The following is a 19,012-nucleotide window of genomic DNA, read 5'->3' as shown; positions in this document are numbered from 1 at the left end:
TATATAGCAGTCACGTCGCGGCCAAGCCGTTTCGACATCCTGTCCCGGATAATGTTTCCAAAGACTTATCGCGGGATGGAGCAGCCCGGTAGCTCGTCAGGCTCATAACCTGAAGGTCGCAGGTTCAAATCCTGCTCCCGCAACCAATGTTTCCCGGATGGGATGTCAGACGTCAGCAAGACCCGCATGCCCCAAGGTGTGCGGGTCTTTTGCTATCCCGTGGCTAGGCTGTACTGGGATGAGCCGGCGTTGCATGCAGGGTGGACTTTGGGCTGCAACGGGGTCACAACGGCGGCACGAACGCGGCTTTGCAACAAGGATTTGATCATGACCAATGCCAGCGCTGCCCAGGCCGCTCTCTTGCTGTCGCGGGTCCGGCGAACCGGTGAAAAGCTCGTGACTTTTCCCGAGGCACTGGTGCCGCAGGACCGCGCCGCCGCTTATGCGATCCAGGACGAAATCATTGCCCTGGAAGGCGAGGTGGGCGGCTGGAAAATCGCCTCGGGCACGGAAGCGGCGCCGATCAGCTCGCCCATCCTGGCGCGGGCGTTCTTTGCATCCGGCGCCACCTTGAACATCGTGGATCTGATGGCCACGCTGGTGGAGCTGGAAGTGGGCCTCAAGCTTGGGGCCGATTTACCGCCGCGCGAAGGCGGCTATTCGCGCGATGAGGTCACCGCGGCCATCGAGGGATTGCTGCCGGCCTTCGAGATTGTCGGCCGGCGCTTCGCTGCCGACTACGAACTGCCGGCGCTGTTGAGCATCGGCGATCTGCAGGCCGGGTCGGCCGTGGTGAGCGGTCCGGTGGTGACCGATTGGCAAGGACTGGATCTGGCGACGATCGCGTTGACGCTGGATATCGGCTCGCAAACCCTGAGCACCGATACCGGAGCCTCGCTGGACAGCGTCATCGAGTCCATCGTCTGGCTGGCCAATGAGGGGTCGCTGCGCCAAGGGGGGTTGCGCAAGGGGCAGATCATCATCACCGGCGCCCGTCTCAAGGAGGTGCTGGGGCAGCCCGGCGAGACGGTGCGCGCCAGCCTGGCCGGGCTTGGCACGATCAGCGTCACGCTGGCCTGACGAGGCGTCGCCACAGCCGGTTTGCGACACGGGACTTTGGAGCGCGCGGACAGAACTATGCTCAAACTCTTCGGCAGCGTGCTTGCGGTGTCGGCGCTGGTGTTCATCGCCGTGGCCTCCTCGATCGCCGACTATGTCGCTTTGGCAACAGCCTTGATCGGCCTGGCCACAGCGATCGGGCAGCGCTCCCCGATCGTGACGGCACGCGGCTGGTGGATGCCCGCTTTGGCTTTGGCCTTGCTCGCCCTCACCTTGCCGCTGGTTTATCGCGGGCCATTGGATTTGCTGCCGCTTGCGGCATTGTCGCCGCTTTTGCTGGTGCCGGGCGTGGCGTTTCTCGTAGCGCGCAATGACGAGCTGCTGAACGGGCTGGCGCTGCCATTGCTGTGCCTGATCGGGGTGATCGTTGCGTTTTTCGTCGGGCTTTCGGAGTCGGATGGCGGCACCGTCCGGGTTGGCGCCGGCAACAATCCCATCCATTTCGGCGGCCTTTCGGTGATGGTGGGCTTCATGGCGTTGAGCGGGGTCTGCGTGGGCCGTTCGCCTTGGCGCCTGCTGTTTTTGACGGGGCCGCTGTTTGGGCTGGCAGTGGTGATGCTGTCGGGCTCGCGCGGGCCCCTGCTGGGGGGCGTGGCAATGGCCGTGGCCAGCCTGCCGCTGCTGGTGGCCTGGTTCTGGCGCGACAAATGGTTCGTGGCCGTTTTCGGGGTGCTGGCTGCCGGTGCCACGATCGCGGGCGTCATGCTGGCCTCCTCGATGCGCGCGATCAGCCTGTTCGGCGATACGCTGCAGGCCCTCTCGGGCACTGCGGGCGGGGTGCTCGATCCCAACCGGACGGCTTTGTACACGGCCGCCCGGGAACAATTCATGGCGTCCCCGATCGTCGGGCAGGGCTTCGGGCAGGTCATGGCCCTGGTGCGCGCGCGCTTTCCGGATGTGGAGATCGTGCAGACGCTGGAACATCTGCACAGCGACATCGCCGATTTCGGAGCGGGGGGCGGCGTGCTTGGCCTTGCCGCCTATGGCCTCGTCATCGCCACGCCCCTGGTGGTGACGCTGCGCCGCGGCGCCGATCGCGCCGTGATCATGGGCGGAGTGCTGCTGAGCACGGGGTATTTCGGGCTCGGCCTGACCAATGCCATGTTCGGCATCCTGCCGCAGACGGTGCTGTACGTCGTGCTCCTGGGGTATCTGGCGGGACTGGCTCGCGCCGGCCGCGCAACTTAACGGCGGCTCGGCGCCTCAACAGGCTACGACGTTGACGGCGAGGCCCGCGAGGCTGGTTTCCTTGTAGCGGTGGGACATGTCCATGCCGGTCTGCCGCATGGTTTCGATACAGGCGTCGAGCGGCACGGCGTGGGTGCCGTCGCCCTTGAGGGCCAGCGAAGCGGCGGTGACGGCCTTGACGGCGCCGAAGGCGTTGCGCTCGATGCAGGGGATCTGCACCAGGCCCGCCATCGGATCGCAGGTCATGCCCAGATGATGTTCGAGGGCAATTTCGGCGGCATTTTCCACCTGGGCCGGGGTGCCGCCCATGACGGCGCAGAGCCCGGCTGCGGCCATGGCGGACGCCGAGCCCACTTCGCCCTGGCAGCCCACTTCGGCGCCCGAAATGGAGGCATTGTGCTTGATGATACCGCCAATGGCGGCGGCGGTCAGCAGGTAGTCGCGGATCGCTATGGGATTGGCGCGGGCGTCGAATTTAAGGAAATAGCGCAAGACGGCCGGGATCACGCCGGCGGCGCCGTTGGTGGGTGCGGTGACGACGCGCCCGCCCCCGGCATTCTCCTCGTTGACGGCCATGGCATAGACCGAGAGCCAGTCATTGGCCATCAAGGGGCTGATTTCGTTGCGCTGCCATTGCGCGTCGAGCTGGGCGAAAATAGCGGCGGCGCGGCGCTTGACGTTGAGCCCGCCGGGCATGGTGCCGGATTGGACGAGGCCCCGATCGATGCAGGCGGACATTGCCGACCAGATGGCATCGATGCCGGTGTCGAGCGCCTGGCGGGAGCAGTTCACTTGCTCGTTGGCGCGTTTCATGGCGGCGATGGACAGACCCGAGGCTGCGGCCATGGCCAGCATCTGGCGCGCATGGGCAAAGGGATAAGGCACGTCGGCCGAAGCTGGGGAGGCGGTTTTTTGCGCTTCGAGTTCGGCATCGGTGAGCACGAAGCCGCCGCCGACCGAATAATAGATGCGGCGCAGCAGCAATTGCCCATCGGCGTCCAGGGCAGTGAACTGCAGGCCATTGGGATGGCCGGGCAGGGGCGTGCGCTTGTCGAATATGAGGTCGCGGGCTGGCACGAAGCGGTAGGCGGGATGGCATTGTGGCTGCACCGTGCCGGTGGCCTCGACCGCGGCAAGAATGGCGTCCACGGCATCCGGATCGACCTGGCGCGGGTTTTGCCCGCAGAGGCCCAGGATGACGGCGGGCCCGGTGCCGTGGCCGATGCCGGTAAAGGCCAGCGAACCGTGCAGGCTCGCGCTCAAGGCCGCAGGACGGGCGCGGGCCGGGCGGGGCCAGTCGCCCGATTTCAGCGCGTCCAGAAACCGATTGGCGGCGGTCATCGGCCCCATGGTATGGGAGCTCGAGGGGCCGATGCCGATCTTGAAAACGTCGAAGATGGACAGGAACATGGTGTCATTGTGCATGGATGGGGCCGCATGACAACGCGGAGGCTGGAAGATCGTCAAGCGATCGGCAACAGTGCGTGACGCCGGTCGGCGCTTGGCTTGAAGCACGGCTGCGACAATATGATGGCCGCAATGCAGAGGCAGGAGGGCCGCATGGCCGAATACGTCTATCGCGAGGCCAAGGGAAAACCCGGCGCGCCGCTGCTGGTGGTGTTTCACGGTACAGGCGGCGATGAAAACCAGTTCTTCGATCTCGGCAGCGAGTTGCTGGCGGGCGGGCGAATCGTGGCGCCGCGGGGCAATGTGTCGGAAGGCGGTGCGCTACGCTACTTCCGGCGCACGGGGGAGGGCCGTTACGACATGGCCGATCTGGCGCTGCGCACGGCGCAGATGGCGCAGTTCGTGCGGGCGCGAGTTGCCGAGGACAGGCCCGCCCAGGTCATGGGTCTGGGCTATTCCAATGGCGCCAATATCCTGGCTTCGGTGCTGTTCGCGGCGCCCGAACTGTTCGACGCGGCGGTGCTGATGCATCCGTTGATCCCATTCGAGCCGCCTGCGGCAGGGGGGCTGACAGGGCGGCGTGTGCTGCTGACGGCCGGCCGCCGCGATCCGATCGCACCGGCGGCCGCGACGGACAAACTGGCGGACTATTTTATCCGTCAGGGCGCTGCGGCAGAGCTGTTCTGGCATGATGGCGGGCACGAATTGCGGGCTGAAGAAATGCGGGAAACGCAGCGGTTCATTGCTGCCGCCACAAATATGGGCGCTTGATGATCCAGGCTCGTTTCACGTGGCCTGTTCGCTGGACGGACCGGGTTGCAAGCAAAGGGAGATGGACAATGGTGCGAACGATGCTGGGCGCGGTGCTGATGCTGGTGGCGCTAGTTTTGGCGCCACAGGCGCAGGCCGCAAGTTTTGATTGCGCTGCGGCGACAACCGCGTTCGAACACGCCATATGCGACAATCCCGCCCTGTCGAGCGCCGACGAGACGCTGGCCCAGGCCTTTGCCACGGCGACTGGCGGCTTGAGCAAGCCGGCGGTATCGAACATGCGCGCCGACCAGCGCGCCTGGCTGGATTTCGCGGCCCGGTCCTGCACCGATGATGCGGAGCTGTTGCCGGACGACGTCCGCTATGACGCCGAGCAGGTCGAGTGTCTTGCCAGCGCGGCCGCAGCGCGAATCAGTGTCCTCGAAGACAGCCGCATGCTGGGCGGGCATCGCTTCGCTCTCAGCAGCCGTTTCGCAACGTTGCCCGATCCGGACGCGGCCAACCAGCCAGATTATTATTGGAAAGTGGCCAGCCATACGGTGTCGTTTCCCCAGCTCGAGGGCGATGATGGCTTGGCGACCAGCTTCAACGCGTTCGTCGATACCGCAGTGACGACGCTGTCGGGCACGCTGACCGATACGGATGGCGATGCACCGGCGGCCGATGCGCAAAGCGACAGCGATCTCACCATCAGCCCGCTCGAGGCGCTGCCCCGGCGCATCACCCTCAAGGCGCAGAGCGATTGGTTTGGCCATGGCGGGGCGCATGGCAATGGGACGGTGTCCTACCTGCATTTCTTGACCGATGAGGGCCGCGCGCTGGAGGCGAGCGACGTGTTCAGCGGCGAGGGCTGGGCGCAAAAGCTGCTGGAGCTCAGCGTTGCCGAACTCAAGAAGGAACACGGCGACTGGCTCATGCTGGACGCGGACCAGGATATTGCCGATGTGGTCACCCAGCCGGACCGGTGGAGTTTTAGCAGCCCCTATGGCCTGACCATCCAGTTCCAGCCCTATGAGGTCGCGGCCTATGCCTATGGCGCGCCGACGATCCTGATCCCGTGGGAAAGCCTTGACGGCATGACTGCGCCAAGTCTCGACACCGTGCGCTACGGCAGCTGAGGCTGGGCCCGCAGATCGGCCCAATCGGGATGGCGCTTGAACTGGGCCACCACATAGGAGCACAGCGGCTCGATCTTGAAGCCTTCGGCGCGGGCATCGGCAATGGCTGCGTCGACCAATCGGGCGGCGATGCCGCGGCCGCCAAATTCGGGCGGAACGCCGGTATGATCGATGCTCATCACGCCCGGGGATTTGCGATAGGTCATTTCGGCCTCAATGCCGGGGGCCAGATTGACCACATAGCGGCCCCGGGTGGGGCCATCCTGGCGTTCAACGGTGATGTCGGCGGTGCTCATGGTCTGTATCCGGGGTTGGGCTAGATGCGCGTGACGTCGTCCAGCAATTGGGGAAACAGGGCGCGTTCGGACAAGAACGGGTGCAGCGCCAGAGCCGCGGCAATGTCCTTGAGCGCCAGCGCCTGCCGGCCCTGGCTGCGATAGATTAAGGCGCGGCCGGCAAGCGCTCCGAAATGGCGCGGCTCGAACTGGAGGACCTTGTCGATTTCGGCCAGCGAGGTCTGGTAATCGCCCATCATGAAATGAATGGTGGCAAGCTGGTTCCAGGCCTCGGCATATTCGGGATGGTCCTTGACGATGGCCTCGAGGTCCGCGATGGCGGCGGGTGGATCAAGGCTCAGCCTAACCAGGGCACGGCGCATGCGACCGGCGAGATCTGGATCGGCGGGGGTCATCCACAGGGCCCAGATCTGACGGTCGATAAGCTTCGCGGCGTCGGCATCGGGGGCCAGGCGAAGCTGGGCGAACAGGGTATCGAGCGCCGGATTTGCCGGTTGCGCCGCGGCCGGGCCAAGCAGCAGCAACAGCGCCAGCAGCGGGCCGGCCCAGGCAGCGATGACGACCGGCAAACGGGCTGTCCAGATGCGCATGACAGAGAGCTTGCCGCCAATCGCGGGCGGCGGCAAGACATGACTTCGTGAAACGGGCCGGATGGCCTTTGCGAACCGTGCCTAATGGACGATATCGGTCTTGCCCCAGCGCGCCTGGATGGAGCGTCCCAGGCTGCCAAGCCAGGGTGCCAATGCCAGGAGGATGGCGCGGTGATAATGGATGAGCAGGAACAGCGCGACCAGGATCAGCGTGCCGACCACGATGACCAGTTCAAGCGACAGACCGATGGATTTGAGCCAGGCAGTCAAGAGCATGCCGGGCAGGATATGGGCTGCGGCCCAGACGAAGGCGGAGGTCACGTTGATGATGGTGAACTTGCGATAGCTCATGCCCATGATGCCGGCGACGCCGGGAATGACCGCCTTGACGCCGGGAATGAAGCGGCCGATGAAGACGCTCTTGCCGCCGTGGCGGGCAAAGAAGGCCTCGCCGCGGGCGATCAGTTCGGTGTGGTATTTGAACGGCCAGACCGTGCGAATGGAATCCTTGAGCAGGTGGCCGATGCCGTAGGATATCGCGTCCCCAATGATGGCGCCGATGACGGCGGCAAAATACACTTCCCAGAACGGCAGCCGGCCTTCGGCGATAATGCCGCCCACCAGCAGCAGAACCGGCGTCGAGGGCACGAACAGGCCCAAAACGAACACCGCCTCGCCGATGGCGACCAAGAAGATGAAAGTAAAGGTCAGCCAGAAATTGCCGGAAATCGCGCTGAGAAAACTCTCGAGATAGGCCGATATCGTGTGAAAGATATCAAACATGAACGAACGGTCTCCGTGGTCGCTGGCCACCAGGCCGGGCAATTGACTTTTAGCGGGTGAACCGGAACGCTCGCAACCCACGATCACCGGAGTGTAGCGATGTCCTTGCCTGTTCACCACATGATTGCGACAGGTCCACGACCGGTCGCGCCGTTTTCCCATGCGGTGGAGGCCGATGGCTGGGTATTTCTGACCGGGCAGATGCCGACCGACCCCGCCGCACCCGACGCGCCCTTGCCGGCAGGCATCGCGGCGCAGACCAGACGGGTGATGGACAATCTGCGCGTGGTGCTGGGTGGGATCGGGCTGGGCTTCGAGCACGTCACCATGGCGCGGATCTATCTCACCCAGTTCGAGCGCGATTATACTGGGCTAAACGAGGCTTGGCCGGAATTCTTCGTGCCCGGCAAGCTGCCCGCCCGCACCACGATTGGGGTCACGGCCCTAGCCGTCGGCGCCCTGGTGGAGATCGACCTGGTAGCGAGGCGGCCATAGGGGATCTTGCCAAAATGCCCCAGTCGACACCTCCCCCTCGAGGGGGAGGATCAAGGTGGGGGTTTCCCAGCCGCGATATTCGGGTTGCTGCACCCCCACCCAGCCTCCCCCTCGAGGGGGATGAGCCGTCCTGTGGTACTGGCGGATCGTGCGACAAACTTGATGCTATAACCCTTCCCCCGAGGGGAAAGGCGAGGCAATCTAGGCCCCGTATGCCTTCACATTCTGCGTCTGCTCGCCCAGGCCCTCGATGCCCAGGTGCATCACATTGCCGGGCTTGAGCCAGACCGGGTTCGGCTTGATGCCCATGCCGACGCCTGGAGGGGTGCCGGTGGAGATAATGTCGCCGGGCTGCAGGCTCATGAACTGGCTGACATAGGCAACGACCGTGGCGACGCCGAAGATCATCGTCTTGGTGGAGCCGTTCTGGTAGCGGTGGCCGTCGATTTCGAGCCACATCGACAGGTTCTGCGGATCGGCGACCTCGTCGCGCGTCACCAGCCAGGGGCCGATGGGGCCGAAGGTGTCACTGCCCTTGCCCTTGTCCCAGGTGCCGCCGCGTTCGGTCTGGAAGTGGCGCTCGGACACGTCGTTGACGAGGCAATAGCCGGCCACGTGGCTGAGCGCGTCGGCCTCCTCGAGGTAGCGCGCCTCGGTGCCGATGACGATGCCGAGTTCGACTTCCCAATCCGGCTTGATGGAATTTTTGGGAATGATCACGTCGTCGTTGGGCCCGATGATGGCGCTGGTGGCCTTCATGAAGATGATCGGTTCGGCGGGAATCGGCGCGCCGGTTTCGGCAGCGTGATCGGCATAGTTCAGCCCGATGCAGATAAACTTGCCGACATTGCCGACGCAGGGGCCGATGCGCGCGCCGGCATCGAGCTTGGGCAGCACGCCGATATCGGTGGCGCGGATGCGGGCCAGGCCCTCGGGCGTCAGCGCATCGCCGCCGATATCGCCGACAATGCCGGTGAGGTCGCGAATGACGCCATCCTGGTCCAGGACGGCGGGCTTTTCAGCGCCCTTGGCGCCTACGCGGAGAAGCTTCATGGGGATGGGTCCAGTTTTTGATGGGAACGCTGTAGCGGCTGGGATGTCGGCCTGTCGAGGGCGACCTTGGTCCAATCGGTTCGGTCGAGGCGATTTCAGGCGGGCCGGATTATGCCCTTCTTGAGCAGGATATTGCCGTAAAGGCGCCGCTCGCCGGTCTGCACGATGGCATAGCCGGTCTTGACGCGCGCGTAAAAGGCGAAGCGTTCAAGCGAGGACACGCTCATTTTCGGCTCGTGACGGGTCACGATGGCCTCGAACTCGGCCACCACCGGCGGCCGCTCGCCGGCATCGCCGACCACCTGCATGCAGATCGCCGCCTGCTCGACGAAATCGTCCAGCGGCATCAGGGTCAGCACCGCCTCCAGCACATCGGTGGCGCTGATGCCGTCGAGGCGGACGAGCGCAGGCCCCGCGGCATCGGCGGGATAGTTGGCGTCGACAATGGCGATTTCGTCGCCATGACCCATGGCACGCAGAATGCCGAGCAGGTCGGGGCCCAGCAGTGGCGGTATGTTTTTCAGCATTTTTCTTCTCCCCGGGCTGATGTGCAGCCCTGTCTCGTCTCGCCGCACTCAACACATATCCTAGCCAAACGGAAAACTGTCGCTGTCCGCGTCCAGACTATCGCCATCGGCGAACAAAGCGGGGTTGTCTCGCGCAAAGGCGAACAGTTCCACCATGACCGCGTCGATATGGGCGCGGATGGCCATGGTGGCCTGATCGCGGTTTTGCGCCAGGATGCCATCGAAAATCGCCTTGTGCTCGGCAATGGTCAGGGCCAGGCGCCGCGGCGTGATGATCAGGCGGCGGGCGCGATCCAGATTGGCGCGGGCGCTGTCGATGATGCCCTTGATACGGGTGAAGCGCATCGAGCGGAAGATGATGTCGTGAAACTCGACGTCGACCTCGTGGAAGGTTTCGGCGTCATCACGTGCGGCCGCTTCGCGTTGGGCGGCCATGTTGGCGTGGAGCGCCGCGATCACCTCGCCATTGTGCTTGCCGATCAGTACGCGCAGCGCCTCGCTTTCGAGCCCCTTGCGGATCAGCATGTATTCGCGCACGTCGGCGATGCGCACCAGCGATACCGCCGAGCCGCGCTGGGGAGCGATATCCACCAGTCCCTCGCCTTGCAGCCGCGCCAGCGCCTCGCTCACCGGAAAGCGCGACACGCCGAGCTGCTCGCAAATGGCGGTCTTGTCGATGCTTTGTCCCGGTCGCAACGCCAAGGTAACGATGGCCTGGCGCAGCACGTTGGTCACGTCCACGGTGACGCTGCCGCGCGACAGGGCGGCGGGCCGAACCAGAAAATGATAGGGACTTGCTTCCATTCTCATGCTAACATGTTAGTCAGACCTGTAACTCTTGACAACACGATTTAGTCCTCGGGCCCGCACACGGCGAAGGGATCATCGGCGTCAGGACCAGCGCCCACCGCAGCCAGCCGAAAGCCAGAGCCATGTCGCAGACCATGATCCGCCCCGAAGTCAAAACGCTGGTGCTCAACCCGGCCGACAATATCGCGGTGGCGCTGGCCAATCTGGATGCGGGCAGCGAAACGCCGCAGGGCGTGATCCGCGCCAAGCGGGTGCCAAAGGGGCACAAATTCACCGTGCGGCCGGTGCGGGCAGGCGAGGCGATCATCAAGTTCGGGCAGATCATCGGTTTTGCCACGACCGACATTGCCGCGGGCGAATGGGTGCATGAGCACAATTGCGGCATGGGTGGGCCCGATGGCACGCTGCAGCACGATTATGCCTTTGCCGAAGGGGCAATCGCGCCCCAGATGGTCCCGGTGGACGAGCGGGCGAGCTTTCAGGGCTATCGCCGCGCCAATGGCTCTGTCGGCACCCGCAATTATGTCGGCATCCTGACTTCGGTGAACTGCTCGGCCACGGTCGCCAAATTCATCGCCGAAGGCATCAACCGTTCCGGGCTGCTCGATGATTATCCCGAGATCGACGGGGTGATCCCCTTCGTGCATGGCACCGGCTGCGGCATGGAATCGCGCGGGGAGGGCTTCGACATCCTCAAGCGCACGCAATGGGGCTATGCCTCCAACCCCAATCTCGGCGCCGCCATGCTGGTGGGGCTGGGTTGCGAAGTGTTCCAGATCGGGCGCATGAAGGAGATGTATGGCATCACCGAAAGCGACACCTTCCAGACCATGACGATCCAGGAGTCGGGCGGCACGGCCAAGATCGTGGAATGGGGCATCGAGCGGATGCGCGAAATGCTGCCGGTGGCGGCCAAGGCGCGGCGCGAAACCATTGATGCGTCCGAACTGGTGCTGGCCCTGCAATGCGGTGGCTCGGACGGCTATTCGGGCATCACCGCCAACCCCGCTCTGGGCTATGCCGCCGATATCCTGGTGCGCAATGGCGGCACCGCGATCCTGAGCGAAACGCCCGAAATCTACGGCGCCGAGCACCTGCTGACCCGCCGCGCGGTCAATCGCGACGTGGGTGAAAAGCTGATCAGCCGCATTCATTGGTGGGAGGATTATACCAGGCGCAACCATGGCGAGATGAACAACAATCCCTCGCCGGGCAACAAGCTGGGCGGGCTGACCACGATTCTGGAAAAATCGCTGGGCGCGACGGCCAAGGGGGGCACGACGCCGCTGACGGCGGTTTACGAATATGCCGAAAAGGTGCGTGAAAAAGGCTTCGTGTTCATGGACACGCCCGGCTTTGATCCGGTCTCGGCGACCGGGCAGGTGGCGGGCGGCGCCAACATTCTGGCCTTCACCACCGGGCGCGGCTCGGCCTATGGCTGCAAGCCGGTGCCCTCAATCAAGCTGGCCACCAATTCGGACATGTACAACCGTATGACCGGGGACATGGACATCAATTGCGGCGACATCGTCGAGGGCGTCTCGATCGAGGACAAGGGGCAGCAGATTTTCGAGCTGCTGCTCAAGGTCGCCTCGGGCGAGCAGACCAAGTCCGAAGCCTTGGGCTATGGCGACAACGAGTTCGTGCCCTGGCAGGTCGGGGCGACGATGTAGGCTCAGGGCCGCTGCAGGCCCGTGGCGGCGACATAGAGCGAATAAACGTACTGGCTTGAGGTGATGAACAGCCGGTTGCGCCTGGGGCCGCCAAAGGTCAGGTTGGAGGTGGCCTGGCCGGTGCGGATACGGCCCAGCAAGGCGCCGGTGGGGTTGTAGACGTTCACGCATGGGCCGGCACTGGTCCACACATTGCCCTGCGTATCCAGCCGGAAACCGTCGGGCAGGCCGGTATCGATATCGGCGAAAGTCTTGCTATTGGTCAGGCTGGTGCCGTTGACATCGAACTGGCGGATATGGGCGGGCCAATCGGGAGCGTGGCTGCGGCCGGTATCGGCAACATAGAGAATACGTTCATCGGCGGAAAAGGCCAGCCCGTTGGGCTTGGCGAAATCGTCGACCACCACGACAAGCGAGCCATCGGCCGGATCGAAGCAGAAGACGTTGCAGCGTTCCTGTTCCTGATCGGATTTGTAGCCCTCGTAATCGCTGAGGATGCCGTAGGGGGGATCGGTGAACCAGATGGTGCCGTCGGACTTGACCACGACGTCATTGGGCGAATTGAGCCGCTTGCCCTGGTAGCTGTCGACCAGCGTGGTGATCGTGCCGTCCGGCTCAGTGCGCAATACGGCGCGGGCGCCATGCGAGCAGGACACCAGCCGCCCCTGCAGATCGCGGGTGTGGCCGTTGGTGTAGTTGGCCGGGCTGCGGAACACCGAGACGCCAAGGTCCGGCGTGTAGCGCAGGATGCGGTTATTGGGGATGTCGGACCACAGCAGGTAGCCGCCGTCGTTGAACCACACCGGCCCTTCGGCCCAGCGGCAGCCATCATAAAGGGTTTCCATCGGCGCGTTGCCGATCACCAGGCCGTAAAATGCCTTGTCGATATACTCGAGATTTTCGCCCGCCAGCAATGCCATCTTGGTTCTCCCTTGGCCGTATTTGGGGCAAGAGCCGGCGCGGGCGCAAGGTGGGATTTGTGAGGCGGGGCAGCAAAATCGTGGCTTCGCATACCCCCACCCAACCTTTCCCTGCCAGGGGGAGGGGTCTGCCGGTGGCTGGGACTGGATCGAGAGCTGACCGCGTAGTCGGAACTCGATTATACCCGAAGAGTGTCGTGACCCCTCCCAGGGGGAGGCCGGGTGGGGTACTTAGTAACCCCAGATCCCTCGGCTGTTGCCCGCCTTTGGCACAATGCCACACCACCTACGGTGTCTTACCGGCGCCGGCCGGTACCCATCCCGAGATGCCGCCCCAACCGCACGGTGGTCGCATTGACGACTAACATGTTAGTTGCTAGGCAAGGTGATCCGGAGTTTCGCCATGGCTGCACTCGATACCGTCCTGACCATCGACGAACTGATGGCGCGTGCCCGGCGGCGCGTGCCCAAGATGTTTTTCGACTACGCGGATTCGGGCAGCTATACCGAAACCACCTATCGGGACAACGAGAGCGACTTCCAGAAGATCAAGCTGCGCCAGAAGGTGGCGGTCAACCTCGAGGGCCGCAGCTTGGCCAGCACCATGCTGGGCAAGGCGATCACCATGCCCGTGGCCATCGCTCCGGCGGCTACCGGGGGCATGCAGGTGGCCGATGGCGAGATCAAGGCGGCCCGGGCCGCCGAAAAATACGGCATCCCGTTCACCCTTTCGACGATGAGCGTCTGCTCGATCGAGGACATTGCCGAAAATACCACGGCACCCTTCTGGTTTCAGCTCTACGTGATGCGCGATCGCGGCTTCATCGAGCGGCTGATCGAGCGGGCCAAAGCCGCCAAATGTTCGGCGCTGGTGCTGACCATGGATCTGCAGATCCTGGGGCAGCGGCACAAGGATATTCACAACGGGCTGTCCACCCCGCCCAAGTTCAATGCCAAGAGCGTCTGGCAGATGGTGCAGCATCCCCAATGGTGCATCGAGATGCTGGGCACCAAGCGGCATACCTTTCGCAATATCGTGGGCCATGTCGAAGGCGGACACGATCTCAGTTCGCTTTCGGTGTGGACCGCCTCGCAGTTCGATCCAACGCTGAGCTGGAAGGATGTGGCCTGGGTCAAGGAGCGGTTCGGGGGTCCGGTGATCGTCAAGGGCGTGCTCGATCCCGAGGACGCGCGAGCGGCGGTGGAGCATGGCGCCGATGCCATCGTGGTCTCCAACCATGGCGGGCGCCAGCTTGACGGAGCGCCATCCACCATTCGCGTTTTGCCCGAGATCATCGATGCGGTTGGCAGCCAAACCGAGGTTTACCTCGATAGCGGCATCCGCAGCGGACAGGATGTGCTCAAGGCGCTGGCCCTGGGCGCCAAGGGCACCTTTATCGGGCGGGCGATGCTCTACGGGCTGGGCGCAGGCGGGGAAGCAGGGGTAACCCGGGCGCTCGATATCATTGCCAAGGAACTCGACACCACGATGGCGCTGTGCGGCGAGCGCGACATCCTCAACGTTGGGCCGCACAATATTTATTCCAACGACATTCCCAAGCGCAACTCGCCCCTGGGGACGCAAGGGTAGGACGTGCTTCATCTCTCCTTTGGGCAGGGCTATTGGATATGACGTGGCACGATCCTGCCACAGTCACCGAGTCGCTCCTCCCGCTGCCAGGGGGAGGCTGGGTGGGGGTGTGAGAGCCCCGATATCGGGGACAATCCACGCCCCCACCTTGATCCTCCCCCTGCCAGGGGGAGGTATCGACTGAGGCCTGGCGTCAAGGGCCCAGCCATAGGCAACGGCCTGCCCTGCGGAAGAGTTGAGACGGGCTTATCCCCATCATGGCAAGCCGGCCGTACCATCGCCGTCGCTCATCTGGCGGTACACGGCTTGCGATACGGTTTTCATCTCTGCCTCAGGCAGCGTTCCCACCACTGTGCAGGTGATGCGGGCATTGGCCCAATAAAAGGCTTCGGCGCCGTCATAGGTGGCGAACTGGTAGCCGGTGGCGCGATCGGTCAGGGCTGCAGTGACATAGACCGTCACCCGGTCGTGGGCCGCGTTTTCATACATCAATTGGGCGGCGCGGCCGCCGGCGTCGGGCGCGCCCGGCAACAGGCGCCCGCCGACCAGCGTAAAGCCCTCCGCGCTAAGATCGGGCGTGCCGAGCGGGGTGGCCAGCCGGTTGGACAGCCAGGTCACCAGGTGACCCTCCTCGCTCGCGGCGACCTCGACGGCGTGCCGATTTTCGGCCACGAAGACGGTGTGAGCGTTGACGGCATCGGCGATCAGGATGTCGCTTGCTTGCGGCGCGCCCGCGAGCCACGGCCGGGCAAACCAGCCGGCGCCCAGGCCAAGCGCCACCAAGACGATTGCGGCCCCGGCCCGGCGCCAGGAGCGGGCACGGCGCGAGCCGAAGGACGCGGCGATGCGGTGGGGGCGCAGGCGCGCCGGTACCGGCTCGAGGCCTGCGGGGGCAAACAGCGCGCGCAGCGCACCGGACTGGCGCTGCCACAAGGCGACGTTCATTGCTGCCTCTGGATTGGCGGCCAGATGGGCTTCAACGGCGGCGCGATCGGACGGATTGAGCTGGCCATCGGCATAGGCCATCAGCATGTCTTGCGTCACGACGCTCATTTGACCGTCCTCAGATGCGGCTCGGCAACCGCCCCGGTTGCCAGGCGCAGGCTGGCGCGGGCGCGGCCCAGACGGGACATCAGCGTGCCCTGGGCAATTCCCAGGACGCTGGCGGCCTCGGCATAGGAAAAGCCCTCAAGAGCGATCAAGAGCAATGCCTCCTTCTGCTCGATGGGCAGGATTTCGATGGCGCGAGCCAGTTCCGCCAGCGCCAGATGCCCCGGTTGCGTCGGTGGGGTCGCCGGTTCGGGAATGCTGGCAATGTCCACCATGTCGCCCCGCCGATGAGAGGAGCGCAAATCATTGCGATACAGGTTCAGCAGGATGGTGAACAGCCAGGCGCGCACGGTGCCGGTGGGCCGGAACAGCGCGCGCCGGGAAATGGCGCGTTCCAGGCAATCCTGGACGAGGTCGTCGGCCAGATCGAGATTGCGCGTCAGCGCCCGGGCATAGCGCCGCAGGGCCGGCACGCAGGTTTCGATCTGGTCGAGGATGTCGCTCAAACTCAAGGCCCGGCTGGATCAGTCGACGGCAAGATGCCAGACGTCGCCGACGCCGTCACCACCGGTGTCGCCAGCCTTAGTGTCTTCATACCAATAATAGAGCGGCAGGCCTTCATGCGCCCACATCCTGGTGCCGTCATCGCGGGTGACGACGGTGAACTCGCCATTGTCGGCGGCATCGGCGGCGGCCATCAAAGGGGGCCATTTGACAGCGCATTCGCCATTGCAATTGGATTTGCCGGCTGCATCCTTGTCGAAGACGTAAAGGGTCATGCCGTTGGCATCGGTCAGCACTTGCTTGCCGCCGATTTCGGCGGTCTTGACGGCGCCGCCGACATAGTCTTCGGCCAAGGCGGGGGCGGCAAACAGGGCCAGCGCCGCGGCGCCGGCCAGAAGCATACGGATCGTCATGAGATTTCCTCCGGAAAGCAGGGGCCGTGATGACCGCCTGCATGCAGATCAACACCGGGCAGACAGTTTTAATCCCGAGCGGCGGCAACAAAGGTAAACTCGCGCGGACAGGACAAGCATCGGCTCGCGCGGCTGGTGACATGGCGGCCAAAAATGCTATGTGGCTGGCCAATCATGGGCGTAAGGGCGCCGGACACGGGAGCGAAGATGTTTGTCGTTGGTGGGGAAAGTCTGATCGATCTGGTGCCCGAAACGCGCGCGGCCGGCAGCCGCCGCATCGCCCATCCGGGCGGCTCGCCCTATAATTGCGCCATTGCGCTGAGCAAATTAGGCAATGATACCGGGTTTTTGTGCCCGATCAGCACCGATGCCTTTGGCGACACGCTGCTGGTGCCGCTGGCGGAGGCCGGCGTCGCTGTGTTGATCGAGCAGCGCGTGGTGGCGCCGACCACCACGGCCGAGGTGAGCTTCAACGACAAGATGCAGGCCAGCTATAAATTCACCCGCGGCGCCGAGCGGGCCTTTAGCCGCGCGGCACTGCTGGCGGCGTTGCCGCAGGATCTAGGCCTGTACCAGACTGGTGGGTTTTGCCCGATCGAGCCCGAGGACGCGGCGATCTGGCTGGAGGTCGTGGATGCCGCCATCGGGCGCGGGGCGGTGATCTCGGTGGATGTCAACTGGCGTGACCTGCTGGTGACGGATCGCGACGGCTATATCGGCCGGCTCAACGGGTTTTTGAACAAAGCGCATCTCATTAAGGTGTCGGACGAGGATCTAGCCCATTTTGATCCGGCACTCAGTATCGAGCAGCATATCGAAGGCCTGCTGGCGAGGCCCAATTGCAAATTGGTGGTGGTGACCCTGGGCGAAGGGGGCTCGCTGGCGTTCACGGCCCAGGGACGCGGCAAGGCCGAGATCTGGTCGCCGCCGGTGTTTGGCGACACGGTGGGCGCCGGCGACAGCCTGATGGCGGGTATCCTGACCTGGCTGGACGAAACCGGGGTACTCAAGCCCGGCGCCCTGGGGCGGCTCGACGATGCGGCGCTGGCAAAAACATTGCGGTTCGGTGCGGTCGTTGCCGGGCTCAATTGCGGGCAGATCGGCTGCAAGCCGCCGACCCGGCAGGAGGTCGATGCCGTGCTCGGCATGCCGTAATTGGCGCGCTAACGGTCTCGTTTATTGTCTCCGGGCCCCGGCTCTGCTCTGGTCAGGTTCGGCAAGTCGGGGGCGGTGATGCGGCGGTGGATGTGGGTCTTGGGCCTGGTGGTCGTTTTGGGGATCGGCGCGGGGGCCTATCTGCTCAAGCCGGTGATTGGCCCGGCGCGCGACTTGAGCCTTGTCGGCGATGTGGAGCGCGGCAATTACCTCATCCGGCTGGGTGGGTGCGTCGCCTGTCACACCGATGGGCAGAGCGGCCGGGCATTTCTGTCGGGCGGCATGGGGCTGGTTACCCAGTTCGGCACGTTTGTGCCGCCCAATATCACCTCCGATCCCACGGCAGGCATTGGCCGGTGGACGCTGGCGCAATTCTCCGACGCCATGAGCAATGGCGTGGGACCACAGGGGCATCTTTATCCAGCCTTTCCCTATGAAAACTACACCTTGATGAGCGATCAGGAGATCGCGGATCTCTACGCGGCGTTGATGGCGACCGAGCCGGTGAGCGCGCCGGCGGCGGCCAGCCAGATCCCGTTTCCGTTCAGTTTCCGGCCGATCATGGCAGGATGGAAGAACTTGTTTTTCAAGCCGGCCCGCTTCGTGCCAGAGGCGGGGAAATCCGAGCCGTACAATCGCGGCAAGTATCTCGCGTTCGGGCCGGCCCATTGCGTTGCCTGCCACTCGCCACGCAATGTGCTGGGCGCGGTGGAATGGGACAAGGCATTTACCGGCTCGCCCGGCGGCACCGGTGGTAAAGCGCCGGCAATCACGCGCGATGCCTTGCTTGAGGATGGCTACGATGCCGCCACCCTGGCACAAACGCTGATGGACGGCTTCACGCCCGGCTTCGACGTTCTGGGCGGGTCCATGGGCGAGGTCATCGCCGATGGCACCTCGCAATGGACGGACGCCGATCGCGCGGCGATTGCGGAATATCTGCTGGATGAATGAGTGTCAGTCGGTGAAGAGGTCTGGCGTCATGTCGCGGGCTGCATGAAGGATGCGGATGACGGTCAATATGGTGTCCGAGTGGCGGTAGAAGACCATGTAGTTATCGACCGGAAAAATGCGGACTCCTGTGCCGAATTCTTCGTAAGAACGCCCGTTTCCCGGTCGTTCGGCAAGCATCTGAATGGCCTTGTCAATTCGCCGTAGCATCTTCTCTGCCGCTGTCGGATTGTGGGGAGCGATATAGTCCCAAATGCTGAAAGCGTCCCGCTCCGCTTTTGGACTGCGATTTATCTCAAGCGGCATTGTCTATTGCCTTGCGAGCTTTCGCCTTGGCAATAATGTCCTCGACATCCCATGGCTCGGGCTCCCCGCTGTCCAGCCCATCCTGGATTGCCTTCTTGAGCTCGGTGAGCTTCCAAGCGCGCAGGGCCTCGCGTTCTTCCATCAGGCGCAGACCGTCGCGCAGCACTTCGCTGATGCTGGCATAGCGGCCGGACGCGACCAGGTCGCGGGCAAAGGCTTCGTAATGGTCGCCGATCGAATAGCTGGATGGCATAGTAGTCCTCGTCATTATCGTTTTATGATAGTATCGCAG

The 19,012-nt window shown here is 64.1% G+C and carries 22 protein-coding genes and 1 tRNA gene; 10 read left to right on the top strand and 13 right to left on the bottom strand.

The genetic code is table 11. The features are described from left to right. The first annotated feature begins 69 nt into the window (after window positions 1–69). From ACFE8X_RS16495 to ACFE8X_RS16485, 3 genes are all read left to right on the top strand, one after another. Window positions 70–146, top strand: a tRNA-Met gene (locus ACFE8X_RS16495). 181 nt (window positions 147–327) lie between these two features. Beyond that, window positions 328–1,080, top strand: a complete 753-nt coding sequence (locus ACFE8X_RS16490; protein WP_375452586.1) for a 2-keto-4-pentenoate hydratase — start codon at window positions 328–330, stop codon at window positions 1,078–1,080. 57 nt (window positions 1,081–1,137) lie between these two features. Then, window positions 1,138–2,307, top strand: coding sequence for an O-antigen ligase family protein (locus ACFE8X_RS16485; protein WP_375452585.1), 1,170 nt, complete (start codon window positions 1,138–1,140; stop codon window positions 2,305–2,307). A 15-nt stretch (window positions 2,308–2,322) separates the two neighbouring features. On the opposite strand, the gene ACFE8X_RS16480 is transcribed toward ACFE8X_RS16485, so the two are convergent. Then, the gene (locus ACFE8X_RS16480) at window positions 2,323–3,717 is read right to left on the bottom strand and encodes an L-serine ammonia-lyase (RefSeq protein ID WP_375452599.1); all 1,395 of its coding nucleotides are present in this window, start codon (window positions 3,715–3,717) and stop codon (window positions 2,323–2,325) included. Between the two features lie 150 nt (window positions 3,718–3,867). On the opposite strand from ACFE8X_RS16480, the gene ACFE8X_RS16475 reads away from it, so the two are divergent. Then, a complete protein-coding gene (locus ACFE8X_RS16475) occupies window positions 3,868–4,485 on the top strand; it encodes an alpha/beta hydrolase (RefSeq protein ID WP_375452584.1) in 618 nt (205 codons plus the stop codon). Window positions 4,486–4,553: 68 nt separating this feature from the next. Beyond that, the gene (locus ACFE8X_RS16470; protein WP_375452583.1) at window positions 4,554–5,603 is read left to right on the top strand and encodes a DUF3298 domain-containing protein; all 1,050 of its coding nucleotides are present in this window, start codon (window positions 4,554–4,556) and stop codon (window positions 5,601–5,603) included. Here the strand turns inward: ACFE8X_RS16470 and ACFE8X_RS16465 are convergent. The 3 genes from ACFE8X_RS16465 to ACFE8X_RS16455 form a co-directional block, all read right to left on the bottom strand. Continuing rightward, entirely contained in the window at window positions 5,591–5,899 is a 309-nt protein-coding gene (locus tag ACFE8X_RS16465; protein WP_375452582.1) for a GNAT family N-acetyltransferase, read from the bottom strand. The genes ACFE8X_RS16470 and ACFE8X_RS16465 overlap by 13 nt on opposite strands. Window positions 5,900–5,919: 20 nt before the next feature. After that, window positions 5,920–6,489 carry a tetratricopeptide repeat protein gene (locus ACFE8X_RS16460; RefSeq protein ID WP_375452581.1) on the bottom strand — a complete coding sequence of 190 codons (570 nt, stop codon included), beginning with the start codon at window positions 6,487–6,489 and terminating at the stop codon, window positions 5,920–5,922. An 81-nt stretch (window positions 6,490–6,570) separates the two neighbouring features. Next, window positions 6,571–7,272 (bottom strand): DedA family protein, encoded by a 702-nt coding sequence (locus tag ACFE8X_RS16455; protein WP_375452580.1) that lies wholly within the window; start codon window positions 7,270–7,272, stop codon window positions 6,571–6,573. 120 nt (window positions 7,273–7,392) lie between these two features. Between ACFE8X_RS16455 and ACFE8X_RS16450 the strand changes: the two genes are divergently transcribed. Continuing rightward, window positions 7,393–7,767 carry a RidA family protein gene (locus ACFE8X_RS16450; protein ID WP_375452598.1) on the top strand — a complete coding sequence of 125 codons (375 nt, stop codon included), beginning with the start codon at window positions 7,393–7,395 and terminating at the stop codon, window positions 7,765–7,767. A gap of 201 nt (window positions 7,768–7,968) precedes the next feature. On the opposite strand, the gene ACFE8X_RS16445 is transcribed toward ACFE8X_RS16450, so the two are convergent. The 3 genes from ACFE8X_RS16445 to ACFE8X_RS16435 form a co-directional block, all read right to left on the bottom strand. Further along, window positions 7,969–8,820, bottom strand: a complete 852-nt coding sequence (locus ACFE8X_RS16445; protein ID WP_375452579.1) for a fumarylacetoacetate hydrolase family protein — start codon at window positions 8,818–8,820, stop codon at window positions 7,969–7,971. A gap of 95 nt (window positions 8,821–8,915) precedes the next feature. Then, window positions 8,916–9,347: an RbsD/FucU family protein gene (locus tag ACFE8X_RS16440; RefSeq protein ID WP_375452578.1), complete on the bottom strand. Its 432-nt coding sequence runs from the start codon at window positions 9,345–9,347 to the stop codon at window positions 8,916–8,918. A gap of 60 nt (window positions 9,348–9,407) precedes the next feature. Beyond that, a complete protein-coding gene (locus ACFE8X_RS16435) occupies window positions 9,408–10,157 on the bottom strand; it encodes a GntR family transcriptional regulator (RefSeq protein WP_375452577.1) in 750 nt (249 codons plus the stop codon). Between the two features lie 122 nt (window positions 10,158–10,279). On the opposite strand from ACFE8X_RS16435, the gene ACFE8X_RS16430 reads away from it, so the two are divergent. After that, window positions 10,280–11,830, top strand: coding sequence for a UxaA family hydrolase (locus tag ACFE8X_RS16430; RefSeq protein ID WP_375452576.1), 1,551 nt, complete (start codon window positions 10,280–10,282; stop codon window positions 11,828–11,830). A gap of 2 nt (window positions 11,831–11,832) precedes the next feature. On the opposite strand, the gene ACFE8X_RS16425 is transcribed toward ACFE8X_RS16430, so the two are convergent. Continuing rightward, entirely contained in the window at window positions 11,833–12,750 is a 918-nt protein-coding gene (locus ACFE8X_RS16425) for an SMP-30/gluconolactonase/LRE family protein (RefSeq protein ID WP_375452575.1), read from the bottom strand. 403 nt (window positions 12,751–13,153) lie between these two features. Between ACFE8X_RS16425 and ACFE8X_RS16420 the strand changes: the two genes are divergently transcribed. Then, window positions 13,154–14,341 (top strand): L-lactate dehydrogenase, encoded by a 1,188-nt coding sequence (locus tag ACFE8X_RS16420; RefSeq protein WP_375452574.1) that lies wholly within the window; start codon window positions 13,154–13,156, stop codon window positions 14,339–14,341. Window positions 14,342–14,596: 255 nt separating this feature from the next. Here ACFE8X_RS16420 and ACFE8X_RS16415 read toward each other — a convergent pair whose 3' ends face one another. The 3 genes from ACFE8X_RS16415 to ACFE8X_RS16405 are packed head-to-tail and all read right to left on the bottom strand — an operon-like array spanning window position 14,597 to window position 16,308. Continuing rightward, window positions 14,597–15,394, bottom strand: a complete 798-nt coding sequence (locus ACFE8X_RS16415) for an anti-sigma factor family protein (protein WP_375452573.1) — start codon at window positions 15,392–15,394, stop codon at window positions 14,597–14,599. Next, window positions 15,391–15,897: a sigma-70 family RNA polymerase sigma factor gene (locus ACFE8X_RS16410; protein WP_375452572.1), complete on the bottom strand. Its 507-nt coding sequence runs from the start codon at window positions 15,895–15,897 to the stop codon at window positions 15,391–15,393. The genes ACFE8X_RS16415 and ACFE8X_RS16410 overlap by 4 nt, the downstream gene beginning before the upstream one ends. 18 nt (window positions 15,898–15,915) lie before the next feature. Further along, complete coding sequence (locus ACFE8X_RS16405) at window positions 15,916–16,308, bottom strand: hypothetical protein (protein WP_375452571.1); 393 nt, start codon at window positions 16,306–16,308, stop codon at window positions 15,916–15,918. 207 nt (window positions 16,309–16,515) lie between these two features. On the opposite strand from ACFE8X_RS16405, the gene ACFE8X_RS16400 reads away from it, so the two are divergent. Both ACFE8X_RS16400 and ACFE8X_RS16395 read left to right on the top strand, forming a co-directional pair. After that, entirely contained in the window at window positions 16,516–17,463 is a 948-nt protein-coding gene (locus ACFE8X_RS16400; protein ID WP_375452570.1) for a carbohydrate kinase, read from the top strand. Between the two features lie 99 nt (window positions 17,464–17,562). Then, complete coding sequence (locus ACFE8X_RS16395; protein WP_375452569.1) at window positions 17,563–18,417, top strand: c-type cytochrome; 855 nt, start codon at window positions 17,563–17,565, stop codon at window positions 18,415–18,417. A gap of 3 nt (window positions 18,418–18,420) precedes the next feature. On the opposite strand, the gene ACFE8X_RS16390 is transcribed toward ACFE8X_RS16395, so the two are convergent. Together ACFE8X_RS16390 and ACFE8X_RS16385 are read right to left on the bottom strand one after the other, a co-directional pair. Next, window positions 18,421–18,720, bottom strand: coding sequence for a type II toxin-antitoxin system RelE/ParE family toxin (locus ACFE8X_RS16390; protein WP_375452568.1), 300 nt, complete (start codon window positions 18,718–18,720; stop codon window positions 18,421–18,423). Then, window positions 18,710–18,973: a type II toxin-antitoxin system ParD family antitoxin gene (locus ACFE8X_RS16385; protein ID WP_375452567.1), complete on the bottom strand. Its 264-nt coding sequence runs from the start codon at window positions 18,971–18,973 to the stop codon at window positions 18,710–18,712. Before ACFE8X_RS16385 ends, ACFE8X_RS16390 begins: the two co-directional genes overlap by 11 nt. Window positions 18,974–19,012 lie beyond the last annotated feature (39 nt).

Source organism: uncultured Devosia sp., assembly GCF_964244875.1.
In the GTDB taxonomy this organism is placed as follows: Bacteria; Pseudomonadota; Alphaproteobacteria; order Rhizobiales; family Devosiaceae; genus Devosia.
The sequence above is the reverse complement of the archived record's forward strand: the minus strand, read 5'-3'. Positions and strand labels throughout refer to the sequence as shown.